A 21,021-nucleotide genomic window follows, 5' to 3' on the forward strand; every position below is an offset into this window, starting at 1 on the left:
TAAGGCTTTCGTGGCTATCGGTGTCAGAAGCCGGTCTTGAACGATAATCGTTACCGGGCGCACACTCGCGGTGACACGACCGACAAGCCGGGGGTGGTCCTTCGTGCCCGGGTTCGAGACCTGCGAGACGTGGCCCTTCGAATGCCTGCGCTGCCTGCACGTCTGGGAAGAGGAGTACGTCGTCAGACACCTCTGCGACGCCTACGGCAACGCCGGTGACATCTGGCTCAGCTCGGGAGTACCCGTGCCGCCGCCCTGGTCGAACACCTGCTGCCCGGCCTGCGGCGCGTACGGAGTGACCTGGTTCCCCTCCGGGCACCCGACCCGCCACCCCGAGCCCGGGCACGAGCCGGAGCCGGAACAGGAGCCGGAGCCGGAGCAGGTGCTCGCGCCGGCGCCGCCGGACAGGGCGCCCGCTCCGCTTCCGGAGCGGACGCACCTGCCCGCCAGGCTGCTGGTCGCGCTGGGCGTGCCGCTGGCCCTGCTCGTCGGGTACGAGCTGTACGCCAGCGCCGTGGCCGCGGTGCACCCGCACCCCTAGGAGCTGAGGCTCTCCAGCCACGCCCTGTGCAGGCCGGCGAAGCGGCCCGCGGCGGCGATGAGCTGGTCAGGCGGCCCGTCCTCGACGATCCGGCCGCGCTCCATCACCAGCACCCGGTCGGCGATCTCCACGGTCGACAGCCGGTGCGCGATGATCAGCGCCGTGCGCTCGGCCAGGATCGTGCGCAGCGCCCGCTGCACCAGCCGCTCGCTCGGCACGTCGAGGCTGGAGGTGGCCTCGTCGAGGATCAGCACGGCCGGATCCGCGAGGAACGCCCGGGCGAACGCGACGAGCTGCCGCTGCCCGGCCGACATCCGGCCGCCGTGCTTGCCCACCTCGGTGTCGTAGCCCTGGGGCAGGCCGGAGATGAACTCGTGCGCGCCGATGGCCTTGGCCGCCTCGCGTACCTGCCGGTCGGTGGCGTCGGGTTTGCCGAACCTGATGTTGTCGGCGACCGTGCCGTTGAACAGGAAGTTCTCCTGCGTCACCATGACCACGGCCTGGCGCAGCGCCGGCTCGTCGAGCCTGCGCAGGTCCACGCCGTCGAGCAGCACGCGCCCGTCCGTCGGGTCGTAGAAGCGGGAGATGAGCTTGGCCAGCGTCGTCTTGCCCGCGCCCGTCGCGCCGACCAGCGCCACGCTCTGCCCCGCCGGGATGGTCAGGTCCAGGCGCGGCAGGATCGGCATCTCCTTGACGTAGGCGAACTCGACGCCGTCGAAGCGCACCTTGCCCCGCGCCCTGCCCTGCGGCAGCGCCGCCGGCTCGCGCGGCTCGGGCACGGAGGGCTCCTCCTCCAGCACGCCCGACAGCTTCTCCAGCGCCGCGCCGGCCGACTGCAGCGTGTTGTAGAACTGGCTGATCTCCTGCATCGGCTCGTAGAACCCGCGCAGGTACAGCATGAAACCGGCCAGCACGCCGGGGGAGACCTCGCCGCGCAGGGCCAGGTAGCCGCCGTAGAGCAGCACCGCGCCGATCGTCATGTTGCCGATCAGCTTGACGCCGGTCATGAACGTCGCGCCGAGGATCATGCTGCGCGCGTTCGCGTCCCGGTAGTCGTCGTTGAGCTGCTCGAAGATCTCCTGGTTGCGCGGCTCCCTGCGGAAGGCCTGCACCGCGCGGATGCCGATCATCGACTCCACGAAGTGAACGATCACCAAGGCGACCGTCTCGCGGGTGCGCCGGTAGACCACGGCCGACTGCCGCTGGAACCACTTGGTGAACAGCAGCAGCAGCGGGATCGGGATCAGCGCCACCAGGCCCAGGTGCACGTCCAGCACCAGCAGCAGCACCGCCGTGCCCACCAGCGTCAGCACGGCCTTGACCAGCGCGTCGAACCCCGACTGCACCAGCTCCGCGATGGCCTCGATGTCGGAGGTCAGCCGGGAGATCACCCGACCCGAGGTGTAGTTCTCGTGGAAGCTCAGCGACAGCCGCTGGAAGTGGTCGAACACCCTCCTGCGCAGCGTCAGCAGGATGCTCTGGCCGACCGCGCCCATCAGGCGCAGGAACGCCTGCCGGGTGAGCGCCTGCGTGACCGCGGCGGCCAGGATCACCCCGACCACGGTCACCAGGACACCGGCTCCCGCGCCGTTCGTGATCGGCGGGATGCCGTGGTCGATGCCCACCGTGACGAGGAAGGGGATCGACAGGCCGGCCGCGTTGGAGACCACGATGATCAGGATGAGCAGCGCGATCTTCTTCTTGTACGGCCGCAGCAACTCCCCGAGCAGCCGCCGCGAGCGCGCCCGCAGCAGCACGGACACCTTGTCCGGCAGCTCGTCCTGATCCTCGGAGGCGACCCCGCGCCAGGAACCGCTCTTCTCCTGAACCGTCGCGGTCATCGGAGCGCTCCTTCCGCGGCGTCGTCGAAGTCGGCGTCCTGGGCCAGCAGCTCCCGGTACTCGGGCACCCGCGCCAGCAGCTCGCGATGCTGCCCGACGTGCGTGATCGTGCCGTCGCGCAGCAGCGCCACCTTGTCGGCCAGCAGCACGGTGGAGGCGCGGTGGGCGACCACGATGCCGGTCGCGTCGCGCAGCACGTGCCGCAACGCCTCCTCCACCAGGGCCTCGGTCTCGGCGTCGAGCGCCGACAGCGTGTCGTCGAGCACGAGGACGCGCGGCTTGCTCAGCACCGCCCTGGCCAGCGCAAGCCGCTGCCGCTGCCCGCCGGACAGGGACAGGCCCTGCTCGCCGATACGGGTGTCGAGGCCCCACGGCAGGTCGTGCACGAACATGGCCTGCGCGGTCTGGACGGCCTGCTCCAGCTCCTCCTCGGTGGCGTCGGGCCGGCCGAGCATGAGGTTCTCGCGCACGCTCATCGAGAACAGCGTCGGCTCCTCGAACGCGGTGGCCACCACCGAGCGCAGGGTCTTCAGGTCGAGGTCGCGCACGTCGTGCCCGTCGATCGTGACCCGGCCCGAGGTGGGGTCGATCAGGCGGGGCACCAGCGCGGTCAGCGTGGTCTTGCCCGCCCCGGTCGGGCCCACCACGGCGACCGTCTCGCCCGGCTGGACCTCCAGCCAGACGTCCCGCAGCACCGGCTCCTCGGAGTCGGCGAAGTGGAAGCCGACCCCCTCGAAGCGCAGGTGGCCGCGAGGCCGCTCGATCGTGCCGGTGCCGCCCTCGATGGCCGGGACGGTGTCCATGACCTCCATGAGCCGGTCGGCGGAGGTCATCGCCTCCTGGGCCATGACCAGGAGGTAGCCCAGGCTGGCCACCGGCCAGACGAGCTGCAGCATCAGCGTGGTGAAGGCGATCAGCGCGCCCAGGGTCAGGGTGCCGGAGCCGACCGCCAGCGCGCCGATCAGCAGCACCAGGGCCAGCGTGATGTTGGGGACGATCTCCAGGAAGGAGAAGAACTTGGCCGACAGGCGCACCTTGGCCATCGAGGAGCCGTACACCTTGAGTGCCGCGTCGTCGTACTGGTCGTAGACGTGGTGGCGGCGGCCGAACGCCTTGATCGTGCGGATGCCGGTCGCGGACTCCTCGACGAGCGTGGCGAGGTCGCCCTGCTCGTCCTGGACCTGGCGGGAGATCTTGATGTAGCGCTTCTCGAAGCGCTGCGACGTCCACACGATCGGCACGATCGAGGCGATCACCAGCAGGCCGAGCGGCCAGTACTTGTTCAGCAGCAGCACGGTGACCGCGATGACCTGCAGCACGTTCATGACCAGGAACAGCGCGCCGAAGCCGAGGAAGCGGCGGATCGTCGACAGGTCCGTGGTGGCCCGTGATAACAGCTGCCCGGACTGCCACTCTCCGTGGAAGCCCATGGGCAGGCGCTGCAGGTGCTCGTACAGGTCGTCGCGGACGGCGGTCTCCAGGCCGAGCACTGGTCTGACCTGGATGTAGCGCCTGAAGAGGATCAGCAGGGCCTCGGTGGCGCCGACGCCGATCGCGAGCAGCCCCAGGGGCAGCAGCGCGTCGGAGTCGCCGTGCCTGACGGGCCCGTCGATGACCTGCTCGATGATGAGGGGGAACACGATGACGAGACCGACACCGACGAGCGCGGTCAGCCAGATGACGATCAGTCTGGCGACGTACGGGCGGAGGTAGTGCTTCATCCGCCACAGGGAGTTGGAAGACAGCAGGGGACGGCGAGGTTTCTGCGTATCGGGAGGCATCCCTTCTAGGCTAATACGTGGGATCAACCGATTTTCTGTGGCCCCAAGGTCGGATTTCTGTACATGACGTGCGCAAACATGAATGTTCATGCACTTTCGGCGGGCCGATACCTGTGTTGGAGTTGTCATGATCGAGCCGTCCGAGCTGCCGTACCTGCGGCGCTGTGTCGAGCTGGCCACCCGGGCGCTGGAGGTGGGTGACGAGCCGTTCGGCTCGGTGCTGGTCTCAGGTGACGGGGCGGTGCTCGCCGAGGACCACAACCGGGTGGCCTCCGGCGACCGCACCCGGCATCCGGAGTTCGCCCTCGCCCGCTGGTCCGCCGAGCACCTGACGCCCGAGGAGCGGGCCGCCGCCACCGTCTACACCTCCGGCGAGCACTGCCCCATGTGCGCCGCCGCGCACGCCTGGGTGGGGCTCGGGCGCATCGTGTATGCCGCCTCCTCGGCCCAGCTCGCCGGCTGGCTGGCCGAATTGGGGGTGCCCGCGCCGCCCGTGCGCACGCTGCCGGTCGGCGAGATCGCGCCGGGAGTGATCGTGGAAGGGCCCGTGCCCGAGCTGGCCGAGGAGGTGCGCGAGCTGCACCGCCGCTTCTACACGTCAGTTTGACCTGCAGTTTGTACGCTCCGTGACATAGTCGGACGCATGGTGCACGGTCGCTCCATCAGGGCCCGGGTGACGATCGCGACGGTGGTCTCATTCGGGATCCTGATCATGAGCGGGGTGACCGTGATCTCGCTGGCGTATCCGCGGTGGGCCAGGGCCGCGCTGGTGGAGCAGGCCGACGAGGCCAGCCGCCGCATCACCACCATCGTCGACACGCATCGCTTCACCGGGCGCATCCCGCCGCAGGCCGGCGTCGGCCTGCTCCAGGTCGTGGACGACGAGGGCCGGGTCGTGGCGGCCAGCGCCGGGCTGGCCGGCCAGCCGCCGATCACCTCGGCCAGGCCGTCCGGCGGGGACTCGCGCGTCAGCGACCGGGTGTGCCGCCCCGAAGGCTGCATGGTGGTCGTGGGCACCAGCAACCGAGCCACCGTGTACGGGCCGATCGTGGCCTACGCGGCGGTCCGTGAGCCGTTCCTGCTGGACGCGACCTTCATGCCCGCGGTGCTGTACGGCTCGGCCGCGGCCCTGCTGGCGCTGATGGGCTGGGCCGCCTGGTACGGCGTCGGGCAGGTGCTGGCGCCCGTGGAGCGGATCCGGCGCGGCCTCGAACGCATCAGCGCGGAGGACCTCAGCCGCCGGGTGGAGGTGCCCGCCAGCCAGGACGAGGTAGCCGAGCTGGCCGTCACCGTCAACGACACGCTCGGCCGGCTGGAGGACGCCGTGGAGCGGCATCGGCGGTTCGTCTCCGACGCCTCCCACGAGCTGCGCACCCCGATCGCGGGCCTGCTGGTGCGGCTGGAGGCGGGGCTGGACGAGCGGAGCGACGCCGACTGGCGGGCCGCCATGGCTGACGCCCAGCGGCTGTCGGACATCGTGGGGGACCTGCTGCTGATGGCCCGCCTGGACGCGGGCGCGGAGATCGCCGGAGAGCGGGTCGACCTCGGGCGGCTGGTGGAGGAGGAGGTGGCGCGGCGGCCCGCGCGGCTGCCGGTGACCGTGCGCGCCGAGCCCGGGGTGTTCGTGCGGTGCAGCCCGTTGCGGCTGGCCAGGGTCCTGACGAACCTGCTGTCCAACGCCGACCGGTACGGGGACTCGGCGGTGTGGGTGACGGTGCGCGGGAGCGGGGACGAGGCCGTGCTGGAGGTGGCCGACGACGGGCCCGGCATTCCCGAGGAGATGCGGGAGCAGGTGTTCGAGCGGTTCACCCGGCTGGATCGCACCCGGTCGCGGGACACCGGGGGGAGCGGGCTAGGGCTGCCGATCGCCCGCGACATCGTTCGGGCCCACGGCGGGGAGCTCCGGATCGAGGACGGGCCGGAGACCCGGCTGGTCGTGCGGCTGCCCAGAGACTAGCGCCTGCTGGACGGGCTCGAGATGCACCGGGTCGATGCCGCGCGCGGTCGCGGTGCGCAGGATGTCGAGCACGTCGGCGGCCGGCATCGCATGGGCGTCCACCGCCAGCTGCCGCAGCAGCCGGAGCACGTACCGGTCCGACGGCCCCTCGAACACGGCGCGCCGGTACAGCTCAGGGTCAGGGCTATCCCCGAGCAGGATCGCCAGCAGGTCGGCGACCGGGCTCACCGGATGAGCGTCGAGCCTCTCGTCGATCTCCCGGTAGTAGGGAAGCAGGTCCACGAACAGGTGCCCCAGCGAGGTGTCGTCGCGGAAGGAGATCTCCCGCATCCAGCTCGCGGCCTTGGAGGTGGCGGACAGGTCCTGCTCCGGGACGGCGCCGCTGCCGCCCGGCCAGGTGAAGAAGACCAGGTCGCGCAGGGCGAAGACCGGGTCCCGGTCGAACGCGACCCGCATGCTCCGCGTCGCGTCGCGCAGGAAGTGGCGCACGTGCAGCGTGTGGATGAGCGCGTCCCACTCGGCCCTGGTGAGCTGGGAGTGCCACAGCCGGGCGATCCTGCGCCACCGCTCGTTCGCCTGCTCCGGCTCCCGGACGCGGAACAACCGCGCCCCCTCGATCGGCTCGTCCGCCGACAGCACGGCCAGGAGCAGCAGGTTGGCGCTGTAGGACGCGTGCCGGGCGGTGAGCTCCGCCCGGACCGGCTGGTACGCCTCGTACGAGGAGCCCGGCCTGGCCAGCAGCGACTCGGAGAACAACTCGCACAGGTGCGAGGTCAGCAGGGCACGCCGGTCGGCCGGAACGTCGCAGGTGAGGCCGTGCCTGAGGAAGTCCACGGTGGGGGCACGGACGGCCAGGCACGCGAACGACAGCAGCGCGTGCAGGTAGGCGTCGTCCGGCCGGGCGAACCGGCGGCGTGACGACCCGGCGTACGCCAGCTCCCCGGCCAGGTCCGCCAGCTCCCTGACGACCAGCCGGGCGACCAGGTACTCGCCGAACGTGGCGTGCAGGAACTCGTAGGTCTTCAGCCGCTCGTCGTCCCTGAGCGCCTGGGTGGTGTGGACGAAGAAGAAGCCGCCGATGACGCTCTCGGCCCGGCTCAGGGCGCGGCGCAGCCCCTGCGGCTGGTGGCCCTCCTGGGGCAGCAGCGCCCGCAGGTCGGCGTCCAGGTCGGGCTCGGCGATCCACTGCATGCCGCGGTTGAACATCGCGAAGGCCGTGATCGACAGTCGCAGCAGCTCGTCCTCCACGGCCCGCTCCAGGTCCGCGTCCGTCAGGTGCGGGCGCGTCCTGCCGATCTCGCGGACGGCGAAGTCGTGCAGCAGCCGCTCGTACAGCTCCGCCTCGTGGAGGTCCTCGGGCATGTTCCGCAGGGCGTTCGCGTCGGCGTCGTACAGGGCGAGCATGAGCAGGAGCAGGGGCTGCTCGGCGAGCTGCCGGACAGCCAGCACCTTGTCCACCGGAAGCGGCTCCAGGCCGCGTTCGCGCAGGTAGGCGCCGTTGCCGCGGTTCCAGGTGCCGGCCCACCGGCGGATCTGGTCGTCGTCGAACGGCTCCAGGCGGATGACGAACGAGTCCGCGGGAAGCCGGGCCCGGTCCGCGACCGCGGTCCTGGAGGTGACGACGACGGCCAGCGCGCGGCCCTTCTCCGCCTGGTCGCGCTGGAAGCGGGCGACCCGCTCCAGGTAGTCGGTCTGGTTCACGCCCGTCGCCTGCAGCAGCTCGTCGAAGCCGTCCAGCATGACGACGGGCAGCGCGCCCTCGGCGGCGTGGACGAACTCCGGCCACGACAGCTGCTCGTCCAGCGCGGCCCTGATGCCGTGCTCGATCTGCGCCAGCACGTCGCCGTCGGCCGGGACCCCGCGCAGCTCGACCCTGAGCGGCAGGAACTCGGCGGCGGGCAGCCGGGCCGCGAGCATGCGCGTCAGCACGGACTTGCCCGCGCCCGGCTGGCCGAGCACCAGCAGGGGCGAGGCGGTGGCCTGCGGGAGCGTGAGGTGGCCGGTCAGGAAGGTGTCGAGGTCGCGGCGCCGGGGGAGGCGCGCCCAGGTCTCCTCCGAGGTGATCTGGTGCTGCCGGGCGGGCAGCACGCGGTAGGCCGGGTCGATGTAGCCCTGGTCCAGCGACGGGATGGCCATCCCGCTCGGCGTGCGCGGGGCGCTCACGATCGGGCGCTTGAGCGCGGCCGCGTTCGACCGGATCAGCACCGCCAGCCGGTCGGACGGGCTCCGGGTCGAGGGGATCCTGGCGAGCTGCTCCTGGATGCCCGCCAGCCCGTGCGCCAGGCGGCTGAGCTCCGCACGGGTGGCCTGGTGCTCGACCTGGCCGGCCCAGCAGGCCACCTCGGGGAAGTCGGCGACCAGGCGGCGGAACAGCTCCTGGTAACGGCGGACCGCCCGTGCGGGGAGCTCCGTGCCCAGCCTGGCCCGGGCGGTCTCGTCCCAGGTGTCCCAGCAGCGGAGCCCGGACAGGAAGTGGATCAGTGTCCGGGCCCGGCCCTGGTAGTCGATCGCGAGCTCGTCCAGCAGCTCCTCGAACGGCAGGGCCGGAGTCGGCATCGGCGTGCCGTACTCGATCAGGTGCCTGCCGAAGCCGTCGGCGCCGGTGATCCGGCGCTGCTCGTCCGGGGTGAGCTCGCGCAGCACGTCCATCTCGCCCAGCGCGTCGAGGAAGGCGGTGACCACGATCACCGAATGGGCCGCCGCCAGGCGCTGCGTCGAGTCGTACCGGCTCAGGCCCTTGACCTTGTCGCGCAGCCCGCGCAGGAAGGCGTCGCCCAGCCGCACGGCCTCGGCGCGGGCGTCGAACAGGTCGATCCCGCCCGTCCCGAACAGCACCAGGGACGACGCCTTGTCCAGGAGGCTCGAGACTCCGGCCGGCCCGCCCAGCAGGGCCACGGCGTCCTGGTAGGTGATGATCTGCCGCACGGTTCCAAGTCTGCCGAAAACGAGCGGCCTCGCGGGCCCCGTTACCCGCTCTTACCGGCCCGGGCCCGTCCATAGAATGAGCTATGAGCACCGAGCCCCTCTCCCGGGCCCGCATCGTCGCCGCGGCCATCGACCTCATCGAGCGGGAGGGCGCCGACGCGATCTCCATGCGGCGCGTCGCGGCCGGGCTGGGCGTGGGCGTCATGTCGCTGTACAACCACGTGCCCGGCAAGGACGCCCTGCTCAACGGGGTGGCCGAGGCGGTGCTGAGCCAGATCGAGTTCACCGACGACCCCGACGCGCACTGGACCGACCGGGTACGCATGCAGGCCAGGGCGTTCCGGCAGATCGCCCACCACTACCCGCGCTCCACCATGCTCGTGGTCAGCCGGCAGCTGCACTCGGCCGCCGGGCTGCTGCCCGTCGAGCGGGCGCTGGCGACGCTGCGCAGCGCCGGGTTCGACGGCGCGGACGCGGTGCGGGTGCTGCGGATGTTCATCGCCTACATCGTGGGCTCGCTGCTGCGGGAGGTCGGGGTGACGCCGACGTTCGCGCCCGTGCAGACCAGGACGATCAGGGCCGACGGGGTCGATCCCGCGCTGTTCCCCGAGGTCGGCTCGCTGTCCGAGCAGCTGGGGCAGTGCGACCACGAGGAGGAGTTCGAGTTCGGGCTCGAGCTGCTGATCACGGCGATCGAGGCGTACGCGGGGCGTCGGGAGGGCACCCGGTGAGCCGCTCCGGATGCCCTCCTGAGCCGGCTAGTACCAGTTGTGCGATTTCCAGTGCCCCCAGGCGCCGCAAGGCCTGCCGTACCTCCCCTTGATGTAGGCCAGACCCCAGCGGATCTGGGTCTCCGGGTTGGACTTCCAGTCCCGGCCCGCGCCGCTCATCTTGCCGGCAGGCAGGGCCTGCGGGATGCCGTACGCGCCGGACGAGTGGTTGAGCGCCCGGTGGTTCCAGTTGCTCTCCCTGGTCCACAGGTTGTCCAGGCAGCGGAACTCCCGGTAGTTCCAGGCCCGCTGCACGACGTGGTCCAGGGCGATCTTCTTGTTCCTGCCGGCGGGCCTGACGGCCGCCATCTTCGGTTGTGCCGACGTGGTCCAGATGCCGGTCCTGATCGGCGGCTTCGACTCGGCCAGGGCGGCCGTTGCGCTGAGTGCCGTGAAGGCGGTGACGGTGACGAGTGTGCCGCTGAGCGCGCGTTTGCTGTCCAAGGCGATCCTTGCTGTCGGGTCGCGTGCGGACGGGCGCCCTGAGCAGGCGCCCCGCCGTCCGCGTCCGTGGCTCGGACGCAGAGGGTCCGCGCGGCCCTCCGGGACGCATCTTGCCTCCGCCCGGTCGTGCTGGGCGGCCCGGAGGGCACCGCGACGTGTCCTCTAGCACGATTCCTATTACGCGCCGTCACCTCGGGTCATACACCAAGACACGCGAAGGACAGGTGTTTGTGTGACCGTTGCGGATAAAAGGGCTGCTCGCTGGGCCGGGATTGCCCGGTCCGCCGCCCGGTTGGGCGGCCCTTGCCGGAATCAGCGGGCAAGCCTGGGGTTTGGCTCAGTACCAACCGTGGGATTGGAAGTGGCCCCACGCGCGACACGGAGTGCCGTATCGCTGCTTGATGTAGCCGAGGCCCCACTTGATCTGCGTGCGCGGGTTGGTCCGCCAGTCACGTCCTGACGAGGCCATCTTGTGGCCGGGGAGCGCCTGCGGGATGCCGTAGGCGCCCGAGCCGTTGCCGGCGCGGTGGTTCCAGCCGCTCTCGCGGTGCCACAGCTTCACCAGGCACCTGAACTGGGCGGCGTCCCAGCCGCGCGAGGCCACCATGGCCTTGGCGATGGCCTTGTTCCTGCCGCTGGTCTGGGAGCTCTGCGCCTGTGCGGCCGGGGCGCCGCCCGCCGCCACCAGGGTGGCGGTCAGGACCAGGACGCCGGTACGGCGGAGCATGGGCATGCGGATTCCCTTTCGAGGGGGTTCGTGGACCGCGCCACCCTCCCCGATGGGCTCCCTTTACAGCGAATTGACCATGGAAATGTAGATCGTCAGTAAAGATCTCGATATATACCTTTTCATGCGTGTTTGTCGGAAAAATGAGGACTGCGTCACAATTTCGGCCTGACTCGTTCTGTAGGGTCGAACCATGAGCCTCAGCGACATCCCGCTTCGCACTCTTACGGACGAGCCGACCACGCTGGCAGAGCTGGCCGCGGGCAGGCCCGCCCTCATCGTCAACGTGGCCTCGAGATGCGGGCTCACCCCGCAGTACATCGGCCTGGTGAAACTTCAGGAGGACTACGGCCCGCGCGGCTTCACCGTGATCGGCATGCCGTGCAACCAGTTCGCCGGTCAGGAGCCCGGCACCGCCAAGGAGATCCAGCACTTCTGCTCCACCACCTACGGCGTGGACTTCCCGCTGCTGGAGAAGTCCGAGGTGAACGGCCCCGGCCGCCACCCACTGTACGCCGAGCTCACCCGGACGCCCGACGAGCAGGGAGAGGCGGGCGACGTCCAGTGGAACTTCGAGAAGTTCCTCGTGGACGGCCAGGGCCGCGTCGTGGCCCGCTTCCGCCCCCGCACCGCCCCGGAGGACCCGGCGATCACCTCGGCGATCGAGCAGCTGCTCTAGCCGTTCGCCGCCGACGTGTGCGCGAGGACGGCCCGCGCCAGCTCCTCGTGCACCTCAGGCGGCAGCGTGTGCCCCATGCCCTCGATCATCAGCAGCCGCGCGCCCGGGATCCGGTCGGCGATGATCGCGCCGTGGCCGGGCTTGGCCGGCTCGTGGGTGCCCTCGACGACCAGGGTCGGCGCCTTGACCCGGTGCAGCACGCCCACCGGCTCGAAGTCGGGGCCGGCCGCCGCCGCCAGCCGGTGGTTGACCACGGCGTCCAGGTCGCGGGCCCGGTCGTAGACGCGCTCCTGCAGGCGGCGGGCCGCGTCCTCGTCGAACGGCAGCGCCGTGCCGTGCAGCACCCGCTGCTCGGCGATCATCGACTCGATCCGCTCGCGCCGGCCCGCGGGCGGCGGGGCCGTGATGAGCTCGCGGTAGAAGGCCACGAACTCCGGCGCGGGCTCCGGCAGGCTGCCCTCCGGCTGCGGCTCGCCCATCAGCGCCCGCATGATCACCATGCCCTCGCGCTCGCCCAGCGGCGAGGAGCCGATTACGGTGAGCGTACGCACCCGCTCGGGCCGCTCCACCGCGATCAGCTGGCCGAGCAGGCCGCCCGCCGAATGGCAGACCAGGTGGGCGCTCTCCAGGCCGTGCGCGTCCATCACCCGCAGGACGTCGTCCTTGATGTCCTCCCAGGTGTACGGCTCCTGCTCGAAGTCCACGGTGCGGGAGCGGCCCGTGTCGCGGTGGTCGTACCGGATCACCCGCCGCCCGCCGGCGGTCAGCCTGCCCACGAACTCGTCCGGCCACAGGATCCCCTGCGACATCGAACCCATGACCAGCAGGATCGGCTCGTCGGCGGTGTCGCCGAACTCTTCACTCCAGATGTCGTTTTGCATGCTCAAAGCATGTCCTGCCCGGTTGCGGGTGCCTTCCGTAGAACTACTAGCCGCGCCAGTTCAGTACGGGTGCCGATGCCGAGCTTCGGGTAGATCTTGTACAGGTGGTACTCGACCGTACGCGCGCTGAGGAAGAGCTGCGCGGCGATCTCCTTGCTGGACAGGCCGTCGGCGACCAGGCCGGCGATGCGCAGCTCCTGCGGGGTCAGCACGTCCAGCTCCGGGCCGGGGGCAGGCCCGCTGTTCTCGTCCGTCCCGCTCTGACCTGTCCAGCCCTCGCCCGCCGCGCGGAGTTCGCCGTGCGCGCGGCGGGCCCACGGGTGCGCGCCCGAGCGCTGGAACGTCTCCAGCGCCGCGCGCAGGTGCGGGCGCGCCTCGCCCGGACGGTGCGCCCGGCGCAGCCGCTCACCCAGCAGCAGCGCGGTCCTGGCCGCCTCGTACGGGTTCGCGTGCAGCCGCAGCGCCTCCTCGAAACCCTCGTGACCGCCCGTGACCTGGGCCCGGCACCTGGCCAGCAGGGCACGCGACTCGGCCGTGGCCGCGTGCGCCGACCAGCGCTCGTACGCCTCCAGCGCCGCCCCCGCCGCCTCCAGGTCGCCCGCGCCCACCGCGGCCTCGATCCGGTCCGGCGTCGAACGCCACACCACGGTCGGATGCCCCGCGCCCGGTCCCGCCGCCACGATCGCGCTGAACCGGTCGTGCGCGGCGGCGAACCGGCCCGCCCCCAGGTCCAGCATGGCCAGCGCGTACGCGGCCACGCCCGCCCGCAGTCCCACGCGGTGGGGCAGCGCGATGGCCAGCGCCTCCCGGGCCAGCCGGCGGCACTCGTCCTCCTCGCCGCGCAGCGCCGCCAGCACCGCCAGGTTGGCCAGGTGCGCGGCCACCGTGTTGCTGTAACCGGCCTCGCGGGCCAGCTCCAGGCCCTCCTCGGAGACGGCCTGGCTCTCCGCCAGCCGGCCGGCGACCCGTTCGGCGGTGGCCACGAACTCCAGCACCACCGGCAGCTGCCCCACCATGCCCGACACCCTCGCCACCCGGCCGGCCCGCGCGGCCAGCTCGGCCGACAGGTCGGCCTCGCCCAGGTAACTGGCCGCCGCCGTCGCCCACAGGAACCCGGCGGCGTCCGTCAGCTCCCCGGTCCTCGCCAGCGCCCGCCTCAGGAGGGCGTGTGCGGCGCTGGGAGGATGTGCGGGCTCGTGGGCGCCCTCGGCCTGTGCGTGCTCGCGCTGGGCCCGTGTGTGCTCGCGCTCGGCGTCTGCGTGCCCGCCGGAGGTGCCGGCGGAGAGGGTCAGGCCGATGCCGGTCAGGACATCGCGCAGGAAACCCTCCGGGTGGGTCGCCGCGCGGCGGCCGATCTCGACGATGGCGGCGATGTCGCCCGCGTACGAGGCCGCCTCGGCGGCGTCGGCCAGCATGTCCAGGCTGTCACCCGCGGCCAGGATCCGCACGGCCTCGGTGGCGCTGCCGGAGTTCAGCTCGAACCGGCCGCGCAACTGGGCCAGCTCCATGCCCAGCACCGCATCGCCGCCCGCGTGCTCCCTGGCCTCCGCCAGCAGCGACTCCGCCTGCCCGGGACGGCCGCCCAGCCAGGCGGCCACCGCGGCGTCCTTGAGCCGGGCGGCCCTCGCCGCCGGATCGGGGGTCAGCTCGGCGGCCCTGCTCAGGGCGGTGGCGGCGTCGCCGTAGCCGCCGCGGTCGCGGGCTCGTGCGGCCGTCTCGGCGAGCGCGGCGGCGACGGCCTCGTCCTGGCCCAGCGCCGCCGCCGCCAGGTGCCAGGCGCGGCGGTCCCCGTCGGCCTCCCCGGCCAGCACCCGGTGCGCCTCGCGGCGGTCCGCCGGGGTCGCGGCCTCGTGGACGGCCGAGCGGATGAGGGGGTGGCGGAATCGTACGGACGTCCCCTCGATCCGCGCCAGGCCGGTCGCCTCCAGCTCGTGCAGCGCGTCCCGGCCCGCGCCCATCCGGCCGGCGGCGCGCAGTACCAGGGCGAGGTCGCCCTCGACGGACGCCAGCAGGGCCACCAGCCGGGCGTCCTCGGGCAGCGCCGCCACCTGCTCGCCGAACAGGTGCGTCCCGCCGGGGAGCGGGTCGGGCAGCGGCTCGCGGCCGGCGAGCTGCCCGGGACTCAGCCTCCGTACGGTCTCGCGCAGGGCCAGCGGGTTGCCCCCGGTCAGCGCCACCAGCGCCCGCTTGACGCCAGGCACGATCGTGCCGCCGGCCCCCGCGGCGGTGTCCCAGGTCCCGGGGGCGGGCCGCAGGGCGGTGGCGTCCAGGAGTTCGGTTGCCGCGGGCTCAGGGAGGCCGGTGACCGGCAGGGACGGCACGCCCTTGACCGGCGGGGCGTCCGCGCGCACCGCCAGCAACATCGCGATCCGCTCCGGGCCGAGCCGCCGGGCGGCGAAGAGCAGGGCGTCCGCCGAGGCCCGGTCCATCCACTGGAAGTCGTCCACCACGCACACCAGCCCGCTCTCCGCACCGGCCTCGGCCAGCAGCGACAAAACCCCCGCCGCCAGCAGGAACCGATCCCCCGAGGCGCCCCCGCCCAGCCCGAGCACCCCGCGCACGGCGTCGCGCTGCGGCTCCGGCAGCGCGTCCAGCAGCCCCACCACCGGCCGCAGCAGCTGGTGCAGGGCGGCGAAGGCCAGGTCCGACTCGGGTTCGACGCCGGTCGTGCGCAGCACCCGCATGTCCCCGCCCCGGGAGGCCGCCAGGTCCAGCAGGGCCGTCTTGCCCACGCCCGCCTCGCCGCGCAGCACGAGCGCGGTACCCACCCCGCCGCGGGCCCGGCCGATCACGTCCTCGATGGCGGCGATCTCCGCCGATCTTCCGAACAGCACAAACGCCCACTTTAGGGCCGGGGACGAAGACCGCCCATCCGGACACGAACGGTACGTGAGTAGTCACGATGGGTATCTAAGGGCCGAGAAGCGCAAGGCCGAAGGAGTCCCGGGCATGACCACCAATCCGTACGCGACCTCACCCTTCAGCTATGTCGCCGAGCCGGCCGCGGCCCCGTACTCGATCGTCGAGCTGATGCCCGGCGTGCGCAACCTGTGCGAGTACGTCCGGCTGGCCGCGGGCGACCGGGTGCTGCTGATGATGGAGCACACCGTGGACCCGGTCGTCGTGCAGGCCATCGCCGCGGCGGCGGCGCTGCGCGACGCGGACGTGCGCATCCTGTCGGTGCCGCCGTTCAGCGCGGGCGGGTGGGACCGTGAGGCGCCGCTGCCGATCGAGACGGCCGCCTTCCACGAGGCGGACGTCGTGATCAGCGGTACCTGGTGGGGCGAGGTGCACACGGCGCCGCTGTTCTTCGACCAGATCAGGGCCCGCTCGGCGCGGTTCCTGTCCCTGCACATGACGGCCACGGCAGGCGCGCTGCTGACCGGCGCGCGGCTGCCCGTGGAGGTCTTCCACGCGCTGGTGGCCAGGGCGCTGCGCCAGCTCCGCACGGCCTCCTCGATCAGGGTGACCTCGGCGCGGGGCACGGACCTGACGTTCTCGGGCCTCACCTTCGAGGACCCGGGGCCCGGGGGGCTGCGGCCGGGCGACTGGCGGCCGTTCCCGTACGGCGGCGTCAACTTCTGGCCCGCCGAGACCGAGGGCGTGCTCGTCGTCGAGGACAGCACCGTCACCGGCGTGCCGGAGGAGCCGCTGCGCGTCACGCTGGAGGGCAACCTGGTCCGCAAGATCGAGGGCGGGGCCGCCGCCGGGCAGCTGCGCCGCTACGCGCCCGGCGGCTTCTACATGCGCCACGCCCTGTTCGGGCTGAACCCGAAGGTGCGCGTCGCGGGCGGCACGCAGTTCGAGCGGGAGAAACACGCCGGAGCCTTCTACTGCGGCCTCGACGGCCTGACCGACGGCGTGCCGGTCACCACGGGGCCGGGCTTCGCGCACTGCGACTGCCAGGTGGACCGGCCGACCGTGGTCGTGGACGGGGAGACGTTCGTGGAGCGGGGGCGGCTGCTGCTGCTCGACGAGCCGGAGATCAGGGAGGTGGCGGCGCGGTACGGGCCGCCGGAGGTGATCCTCGACGACAACCCCGTGATGATCCTGCCCCGCCGTTACACCGGGCTCCGGTAGAGGGCCTCGGCCAGCGAGCGCACCCGGAAGTCGCCGCCCTCCAGCAGCTCGGAGCCGCGGTTGGGCACGTACGCGAAGGCCAGGCCGCGCGCGGGGTCGGCGAAGGCGAACGAGCCGGTCGCGCCGCTCTGCCCGAACAGGCCGGTGAGGTGCCCGGGCGCGGGCCAGAACGGGCCGCCGGGCACGGCGAAGCCGATGCCCCAGGCGGTGCGTACGCGCAGCACCTGGTCGAGGCCGTCGGCCTGGGGCGTGCGCACCCGGTCGAGCAGGTCGGGGCCCAGCAGCCGCACGCCGCCGACCGGGCCGATCAGCGCGGCGAGGTAGCGGGCAAGGGAGTGGGCGGAGGCGACGCCGTCCATGGAGGGGCTCTCCACCTCGTACGTGCGCCGCTCGTTCGCCGCGTCCCAGCCGATGGCGACGCTGCCGTACAGGGCACGGTACGACAGCGACCCGGGGTCGTTCAGCGCCGCCACGAACCCGGCCAGCTCCGGCACCTCCATGCCCAGGCGTACGGACTCGGCGTCGGGCACCACCACCGTGGCCAGGCGCGGCATCGCGGCGGCGGGCACCCGTACGTAGCAGTCGAGCCCGAGCGGCCCCGTGATCTCCCGCGCCAGGAACTCGCTCAGCGTCACCCCCGACACCCTGCGCACCAGCTCGCCCGCGAGGTGGCCGATGCTGACCCCGTGGTAGCCGTGCGCGGTGCCCGGCGGCCACTCGGGGGCCGCGGCGGCGAGCGCGTCGGTGATCGGCGTCCAGTCCCGCAGGTCCTCCCAGGTGAGGGGCCGCATGTGCAGGCTCGGCAGGCCGGCGCGGTGAGCGAGCAGCGTGCGTACGCTGATCCCGCCCTTGCCCCGCTGCGCGAACTCCGGCCAGTAACGCGCCACCGGCGCCTCCAGGTCGACCTCGCCGCGCTCGGCCAGCAGGAGGAGCGCTCCCGAGGCGAAGACCTTGCAGGTGGAGGCGAGGGGCGCGATGGTGTCGCGCCGCCAGGGGCGGCGGGTGGCGGGGTCGGCGAGGCCGCCCCAGAGGTCCACCACCGGCTCGCCGTCCCGGTAGACGGTGAGCCCCGCGCCCACCTCGCCGCCGCCGGTGAAGTTGCGCTCGAACGCCTCGCGCACCGGCTCGAAGCCGGGCGCCACCGTGCCGTCGATGGTCGTCACTTTCCCGTTCTCCCTTCTCCCTACCTTCCGGTCGGTAGGGCAGGCCCGACCGTAGCCTACCGACCGGAAGGTAGGCAACCGCTGCTAAGCTGACGGCTCTCGCGAGCGGAAGGGGCACTCTTGGCCGGGGACGACACCAGGTCGCGGATCATCGAGACGGCGCGGGAGCTGTTCACCGCGCAGACGTACCGGGCCGCCTCCATGCGGGACATCGCCGAGCGCGTCGGGATCACCAAGCCGTCGCTGTACCACCACTTCCGCAGCAAGAGCGAGCTGCTGGCGAGCCTGGTGGGGCCGCCGATCGGCGAGCTGGAGGCGGTGGTCGAGCGCGCCTCGGCCGGCGCGGAGCCGGCGGCGGCGCGGCGGGCGGTGCTGGAGGGCTGCCTCGACGTGATGTTGGCGCACCGGGCGACCATGGCCCTGCTGCTGCGCGACGCCTCCGTCTACGGGGACGAGACGGCCGGGATCATGTCGCGGGTGGTGGGGGTGATCAACCGGGCCGTGGACCTGCTGGCGGGGCCGGACCCGGACTGGCGGCGGCGGGTGCGCGCCGCCCAGGCGCTGGCCGCCGTCGCCGACCCCATCGGGCAGCTTCCCGACGTCCCGGCCGCCGACCTGCGGGCCGAGCTCCTCCGGGGTGCGGGCGCGATCCTGGACCTCGATTAGCGGGACCGCGGCTTCTCCGGATGGCCGGCTAGCGGTGGGGGCCGCAGCTTCCCCTGACGATGAGCTCCGTGGGCAGCACGACGGAGCGCGGCCTGCGGCCGCCGGAGCGCAGCACCAGCTCGGCCGCCCGGTAGCCCATGTCGCGGCCCGGCTGGGCGATCACGGTCAGCGGCGGGGAGCACAGCTCGGCCCACGGCACGTCGTCGTACATGACGAGGGACACGTCGCGCGGCACCCGCAGGTCCAGCTCCCTGGCCGCCAGCACCGCGGCCTCGCCGAGCACGTTCCCCCCGGCGACCACCGCCGACAGGTCTGGGCGGCTCTGGAACAGGCCCGAGGCGGCGGCGTAGGCCGAGTCGCGGCTGCCCGTGCCGAACACGACCAGTTCCTCGTCCACCGGCGAGCCCACCGCCTCCCTGAACGCCGACACGCGCCGGTCGTGGCCCGGCCCGCCGAGGAAGGCGATGCGCCTGTGGCCCAGGCCGCGCAGGTAGCGCACCGCCGTGCGGATGCCCGCCCGGTCGTCGGCCAGCACGGACGGCGCCGCGGGCAGCTCGGGCGCCCGCCCATGAGCGGGCAGGGGAGCGGCGACCCCGTCCAGGAGCATGAGGTCGCCGACGGCCGCGGCGGCGGGGTCCTCCTCCTCGGGGGACGGCCGGGCCGGGAGGCGGTCGGCGAAGACCACCGTCATGCCCGCGCGGATGGCCGGGGCCCAGGTGTCCTCCTCGCCCGAGGGGACGGCGATGAGGCGGTCGACGCTCTGCTCCAGCAGCATGCCGATCAGCTCGGCCTCCTGCTCGGGGTCGCCGGCCGTGGAGCCGAGCACGACGGGCTCGCCGGCCGAGCGGGCGCAGGCGAGCACGCCCTCGGCGAACTGCGCGAAGAAGGTGTCGGTCAGGTCGGGGACGAGCAGGCCGATGCCGCCGGTGCGGCGCTGGCGCAGGTTGCGGCCGAGGGCGCTGGGGCGGTAGTCGAGCTGGGCGGCCACGGCCAGGACCCGCTCCCTGGTCTGCGGGCTGGCCGAGCCGCCCGACAGCACCCGGGAGACGGTGGCGACGCCCACGCCGGCCGCCTCGGCCACATCCTTGATCGTCGCCCGCTTCTCCATGGAAACGATTCCATCATGGTTTCCCGCAAACCGGAAGTACCCGTGAGCGCAAAGGCTGGTCACACCGTAACCCTTGACACCGATGTCCGTTTCGGGTGAGATGCTTGAAAACGTATCCACGCCGAGTGGGGGATTCGCTCCGCGCGAGCGAATCTGACGGGACCATCCGGGCCATCCGCCCTGGAGCGCGAAGGAATGTCATGGCATCCATCGTTCTGACGAACGTCGACAAGATCTACGCCGGTGGCGTTAAGGCCGTGAACGGGCTCAACCTTGAGATCAAGGATGGCGAGTTCATGGTGCTGGTCGGCCCGTCCGGTTGCGGTAAGTCGACCGCGCTCCGGATGATCGCCGGCCTGGAGGACATCAGTGGTGGCGAGATCGCCATCGGCGACAAGGTGGTCAACCACCTGCCGCCGAAGGACCGCGACATCGCGATGGTCTTCCAGAACTACGCCCTCTACCCGCACATGACGGTCGAGGAGAACCTCGCCTTCGGCCTCAAGCTCCGCAAGATGCCCAAGCCGGAGATCCAGAAGCGGGTCAACGAGGCCGCCAAGATGCTCGGCCTGGAGACCTACCTCAAGCGCAAGCCGGCCGCCCTGTCCGGTGGTCAGCGCCAGCGTGTCGCCATGGGCCGCGCCATCGTCCGTGAGCCGCAGGCCTTCCTCATGGACGAGCCGCTGTCCAACCTGGACGCCAAGCTCCGCGTCTCCATGCGCGCCTCGCTCAACCAGATGCACGAGCGCCTCGGCGTCACCACCGTCTACGTCACGCACGACCAGGTCGAGGCCATGACCCTCGGCGACCGCGTGTGCGTGCTGCGCGACGGTCTGCTGCAGCAGGTCGACACCCCGCAGAACCTGTTCGACAAGCCGGTCAACCTGTTCGTCGCCGGCTTCATGGGCTCGCCGTCGATGAACTTCGTCACCGCCGAGCTGGTCCGCGGCGACGGCGGCGCCGCCGTGACCTTCGCCGACATCAGGCTGTCGATCCCCGAGGCGACCTTCTCCGAGAAGCCGGGCCTCGACCAGTACATCGGCAAGAAGATCATCCTCGGCATCCGCCCCTCCGACTTCGAGGACGCCGCCTCCGCCGGCAACCACGCCAACGGCTGGGCCACGCTGCCCGTCAAGGCGGAGGTCACCGAGGAGCTGGGCTCCGAGATCAACGTGCTGTTCCTGATCGACGCCCCGCCGGTCGAGCACAAGGACACCGTCGCCGCCGCCGACGCGGGTGACGACGAGGACGCCACGCTGCCGCTGTCGGGCGACAAGTCCCTGTGGACCGCCCGCGTCAACGCCCGCAGCCACGTGCGCCCCGGCCAGAGCATCGACCTGGTCGTCGACACGCACAACCTGCACTTCTTCGACCCGGCCTCCGGCCTGTCGATCGGCCACGAGGCCAACCGCTGACCCCACATTCCCGGCCGCGGGCGTAGCCCGCGACCGCCTGGGC

General features: G+C 72.3%; 17 protein-coding genes. 8 read left to right on the forward strand and 9 right to left on the reverse strand.

The window, feature by feature from the left end; translation table 11 throughout:
* The first annotated feature begins 103 nt into the window (after window positions 1-103).
* Window positions 104-541: a hypothetical protein gene (locus tag HD593_RS14955; RefSeq protein ID WP_185102749.1), complete on the forward strand. Its 438-nt coding sequence runs from the start codon at window positions 104-106 to the stop codon at window positions 539-541.
* Here HD593_RS14955 and HD593_RS14960 read toward each other — a convergent pair.
* Window positions 538-2,382, reverse strand: a complete 1,845-nt coding sequence (locus tag HD593_RS14960) for an ABC transporter ATP-binding protein (RefSeq protein WP_185102750.1) — start codon at window positions 2,380-2,382, stop codon at window positions 538-540. The genes HD593_RS14955 and HD593_RS14960 overlap by 4 nt on opposite strands.
* Window positions 2,379-4,103: an ABC transporter ATP-binding protein gene (locus HD593_RS14965; RefSeq protein ID WP_185102751.1), complete on the reverse strand. Its 1,725-nt coding sequence runs from the start codon at window positions 4,101-4,103 to the stop codon at window positions 2,379-2,381. Before HD593_RS14965 ends, HD593_RS14960 begins: the two co-directional genes overlap by 4 nt.
* Window positions 4,104-4,290: 187 nt before the next feature.
* Here HD593_RS14965 and HD593_RS14970 point away from each other — a divergent pair, with 187 nt between their 5' ends.
* Both HD593_RS14970 and HD593_RS14975 read left to right on the forward strand, forming a co-directional pair.
* Entirely contained in the window at window positions 4,291-4,770 is a 480-nt protein-coding gene (locus tag HD593_RS14970) for a nucleoside deaminase (RefSeq protein ID WP_185102752.1), read from the forward strand.
* 36 nt (window positions 4,771-4,806) lie between these two features.
* Entirely contained in the window at window positions 4,807-6,120 is a 1,314-nt protein-coding gene (locus HD593_RS14975) for a sensor histidine kinase (protein ID WP_185102753.1), read from the forward strand.
* Here HD593_RS14975 and HD593_RS14980 read toward each other — a convergent pair.
* Window positions 6,016-9,045 carry an NACHT domain-containing protein gene (locus HD593_RS14980; RefSeq protein WP_185102754.1) on the reverse strand — a complete coding sequence of 1,010 codons (3,030 nt, stop codon included), beginning with the start codon at window positions 9,043-9,045 and terminating at the stop codon, window positions 6,016-6,018. The genes HD593_RS14975 and HD593_RS14980 overlap by 105 nt on opposite strands.
* An 83-nt stretch (window positions 9,046-9,128) precedes the next feature.
* Between HD593_RS14980 and HD593_RS14985 the strand changes: the two genes are divergently transcribed.
* Complete coding sequence (locus HD593_RS14985) at window positions 9,129-9,776, forward strand: TetR/AcrR family transcriptional regulator (RefSeq protein ID WP_185102755.1); 648 nt, start codon at window positions 9,129-9,131, stop codon at window positions 9,774-9,776.
* A 27-nt stretch (window positions 9,777-9,803) separates the two neighbouring features.
* Here HD593_RS14985 and HD593_RS61325 read toward each other — a convergent pair whose 3' ends face one another.
* Together HD593_RS61325 and HD593_RS14995 are read right to left on the reverse strand one after the other, a co-directional pair.
* Window positions 9,804-10,259 carry an aggregation-promoting factor C-terminal-like domain-containing protein gene (locus tag HD593_RS61325; protein WP_246546528.1) on the reverse strand — a complete coding sequence of 152 codons (456 nt, stop codon included), beginning with the start codon at window positions 10,257-10,259 and terminating at the stop codon, window positions 9,804-9,806.
* Window positions 10,260-10,596: 337 nt separating this feature from the next.
* Window positions 10,597-10,992, reverse strand: coding sequence for an aggregation-promoting factor C-terminal-like domain-containing protein (locus HD593_RS14995; RefSeq protein ID WP_246546531.1), 396 nt, complete (start codon window positions 10,990-10,992; stop codon window positions 10,597-10,599).
* A gap of 187 nt (window positions 10,993-11,179) precedes the next feature.
* Here HD593_RS14995 and HD593_RS15000 point away from each other — a divergent pair, with 187 nt between their 5' ends.
* Window positions 11,180-11,665, forward strand: a complete 486-nt coding sequence (locus tag HD593_RS15000; protein ID WP_185102756.1) for a glutathione peroxidase — start codon at window positions 11,180-11,182, stop codon at window positions 11,663-11,665.
* On the opposite strand, the gene HD593_RS15005 is transcribed toward HD593_RS15000, so the two are convergent.
* Together HD593_RS15005 and HD593_RS15010 are read right to left on the reverse strand one after the other, a co-directional pair.
* Window positions 11,662-12,546, reverse strand: coding sequence for an alpha/beta fold hydrolase (locus HD593_RS15005; protein ID WP_185102757.1), 885 nt, complete (start codon window positions 12,544-12,546; stop codon window positions 11,662-11,664). The genes HD593_RS15000 and HD593_RS15005 overlap by 4 nt on opposite strands.
* Window positions 12,547-12,548: 2 nt before the next feature.
* On the reverse strand, window positions 12,549-15,380 hold the full coding sequence (locus HD593_RS15010; protein ID WP_185102758.1) for a helix-turn-helix transcriptional regulator: 2,832 nt from the start codon (window positions 15,378-15,380) through the stop codon (window positions 12,549-12,551).
* 115 nt (window positions 15,381-15,495) lie between these two features.
* On the opposite strand from HD593_RS15010, the gene HD593_RS15015 reads away from it, so the two are divergent.
* Complete coding sequence (locus tag HD593_RS15015) at window positions 15,496-16,626, forward strand: 2,5-dihydroxypyridine 5,6-dioxygenase NicX family protein (RefSeq protein ID WP_185102759.1); 1,131 nt, start codon at window positions 15,496-15,498, stop codon at window positions 16,624-16,626.
* On the opposite strand, the gene HD593_RS15020 is transcribed toward HD593_RS15015, so the two are convergent.
* Window positions 16,608-17,789: a serine hydrolase domain-containing protein gene (locus tag HD593_RS15020; RefSeq protein ID WP_185102760.1), complete on the reverse strand. Its 1,182-nt coding sequence runs from the start codon at window positions 17,787-17,789 to the stop codon at window positions 16,608-16,610. The two genes, HD593_RS15015 and HD593_RS15020, sit on opposite strands and share 19 nt — an antisense overlap.
* Before the next feature lie 120 nt (window positions 17,790-17,909).
* Here HD593_RS15020 and HD593_RS15025 point away from each other — a divergent pair, with 120 nt between their 5' ends.
* On the forward strand, window positions 17,910-18,455 hold the full coding sequence (locus HD593_RS15025) for a TetR/AcrR family transcriptional regulator (protein ID WP_185102761.1): 546 nt from the start codon (window positions 17,910-17,912) through the stop codon (window positions 18,453-18,455).
* A 28-nt stretch (window positions 18,456-18,483) separates the two neighbouring features.
* On the opposite strand, the gene HD593_RS15030 is transcribed toward HD593_RS15025, so the two are convergent.
* Window positions 18,484-19,563, reverse strand: a complete 1,080-nt coding sequence (locus HD593_RS15030; RefSeq protein ID WP_185102762.1) for a LacI family DNA-binding transcriptional regulator — start codon at window positions 19,561-19,563, stop codon at window positions 18,484-18,486.
* A 200-nt stretch (window positions 19,564-19,763) separates the two neighbouring features.
* On the opposite strand from HD593_RS15030, the gene HD593_RS15035 reads away from it, so the two are divergent.
* Complete coding sequence (locus HD593_RS15035) at window positions 19,764-20,978, forward strand: ABC transporter ATP-binding protein (protein ID WP_185102763.1); 1,215 nt, start codon at window positions 19,764-19,766, stop codon at window positions 20,976-20,978.
* The last annotated feature ends 43 nt before the right edge of the window (window positions 20,979-21,021 follow it).

The sequence above is a fragment of the Nonomuraea rubra genome (genome assembly GCF_014207985.1).
In the GTDB taxonomy this organism is placed as follows: Bacteria; Actinomycetota; Actinomycetes; order Streptosporangiales; family Streptosporangiaceae; genus Nonomuraea; species Nonomuraea rubra.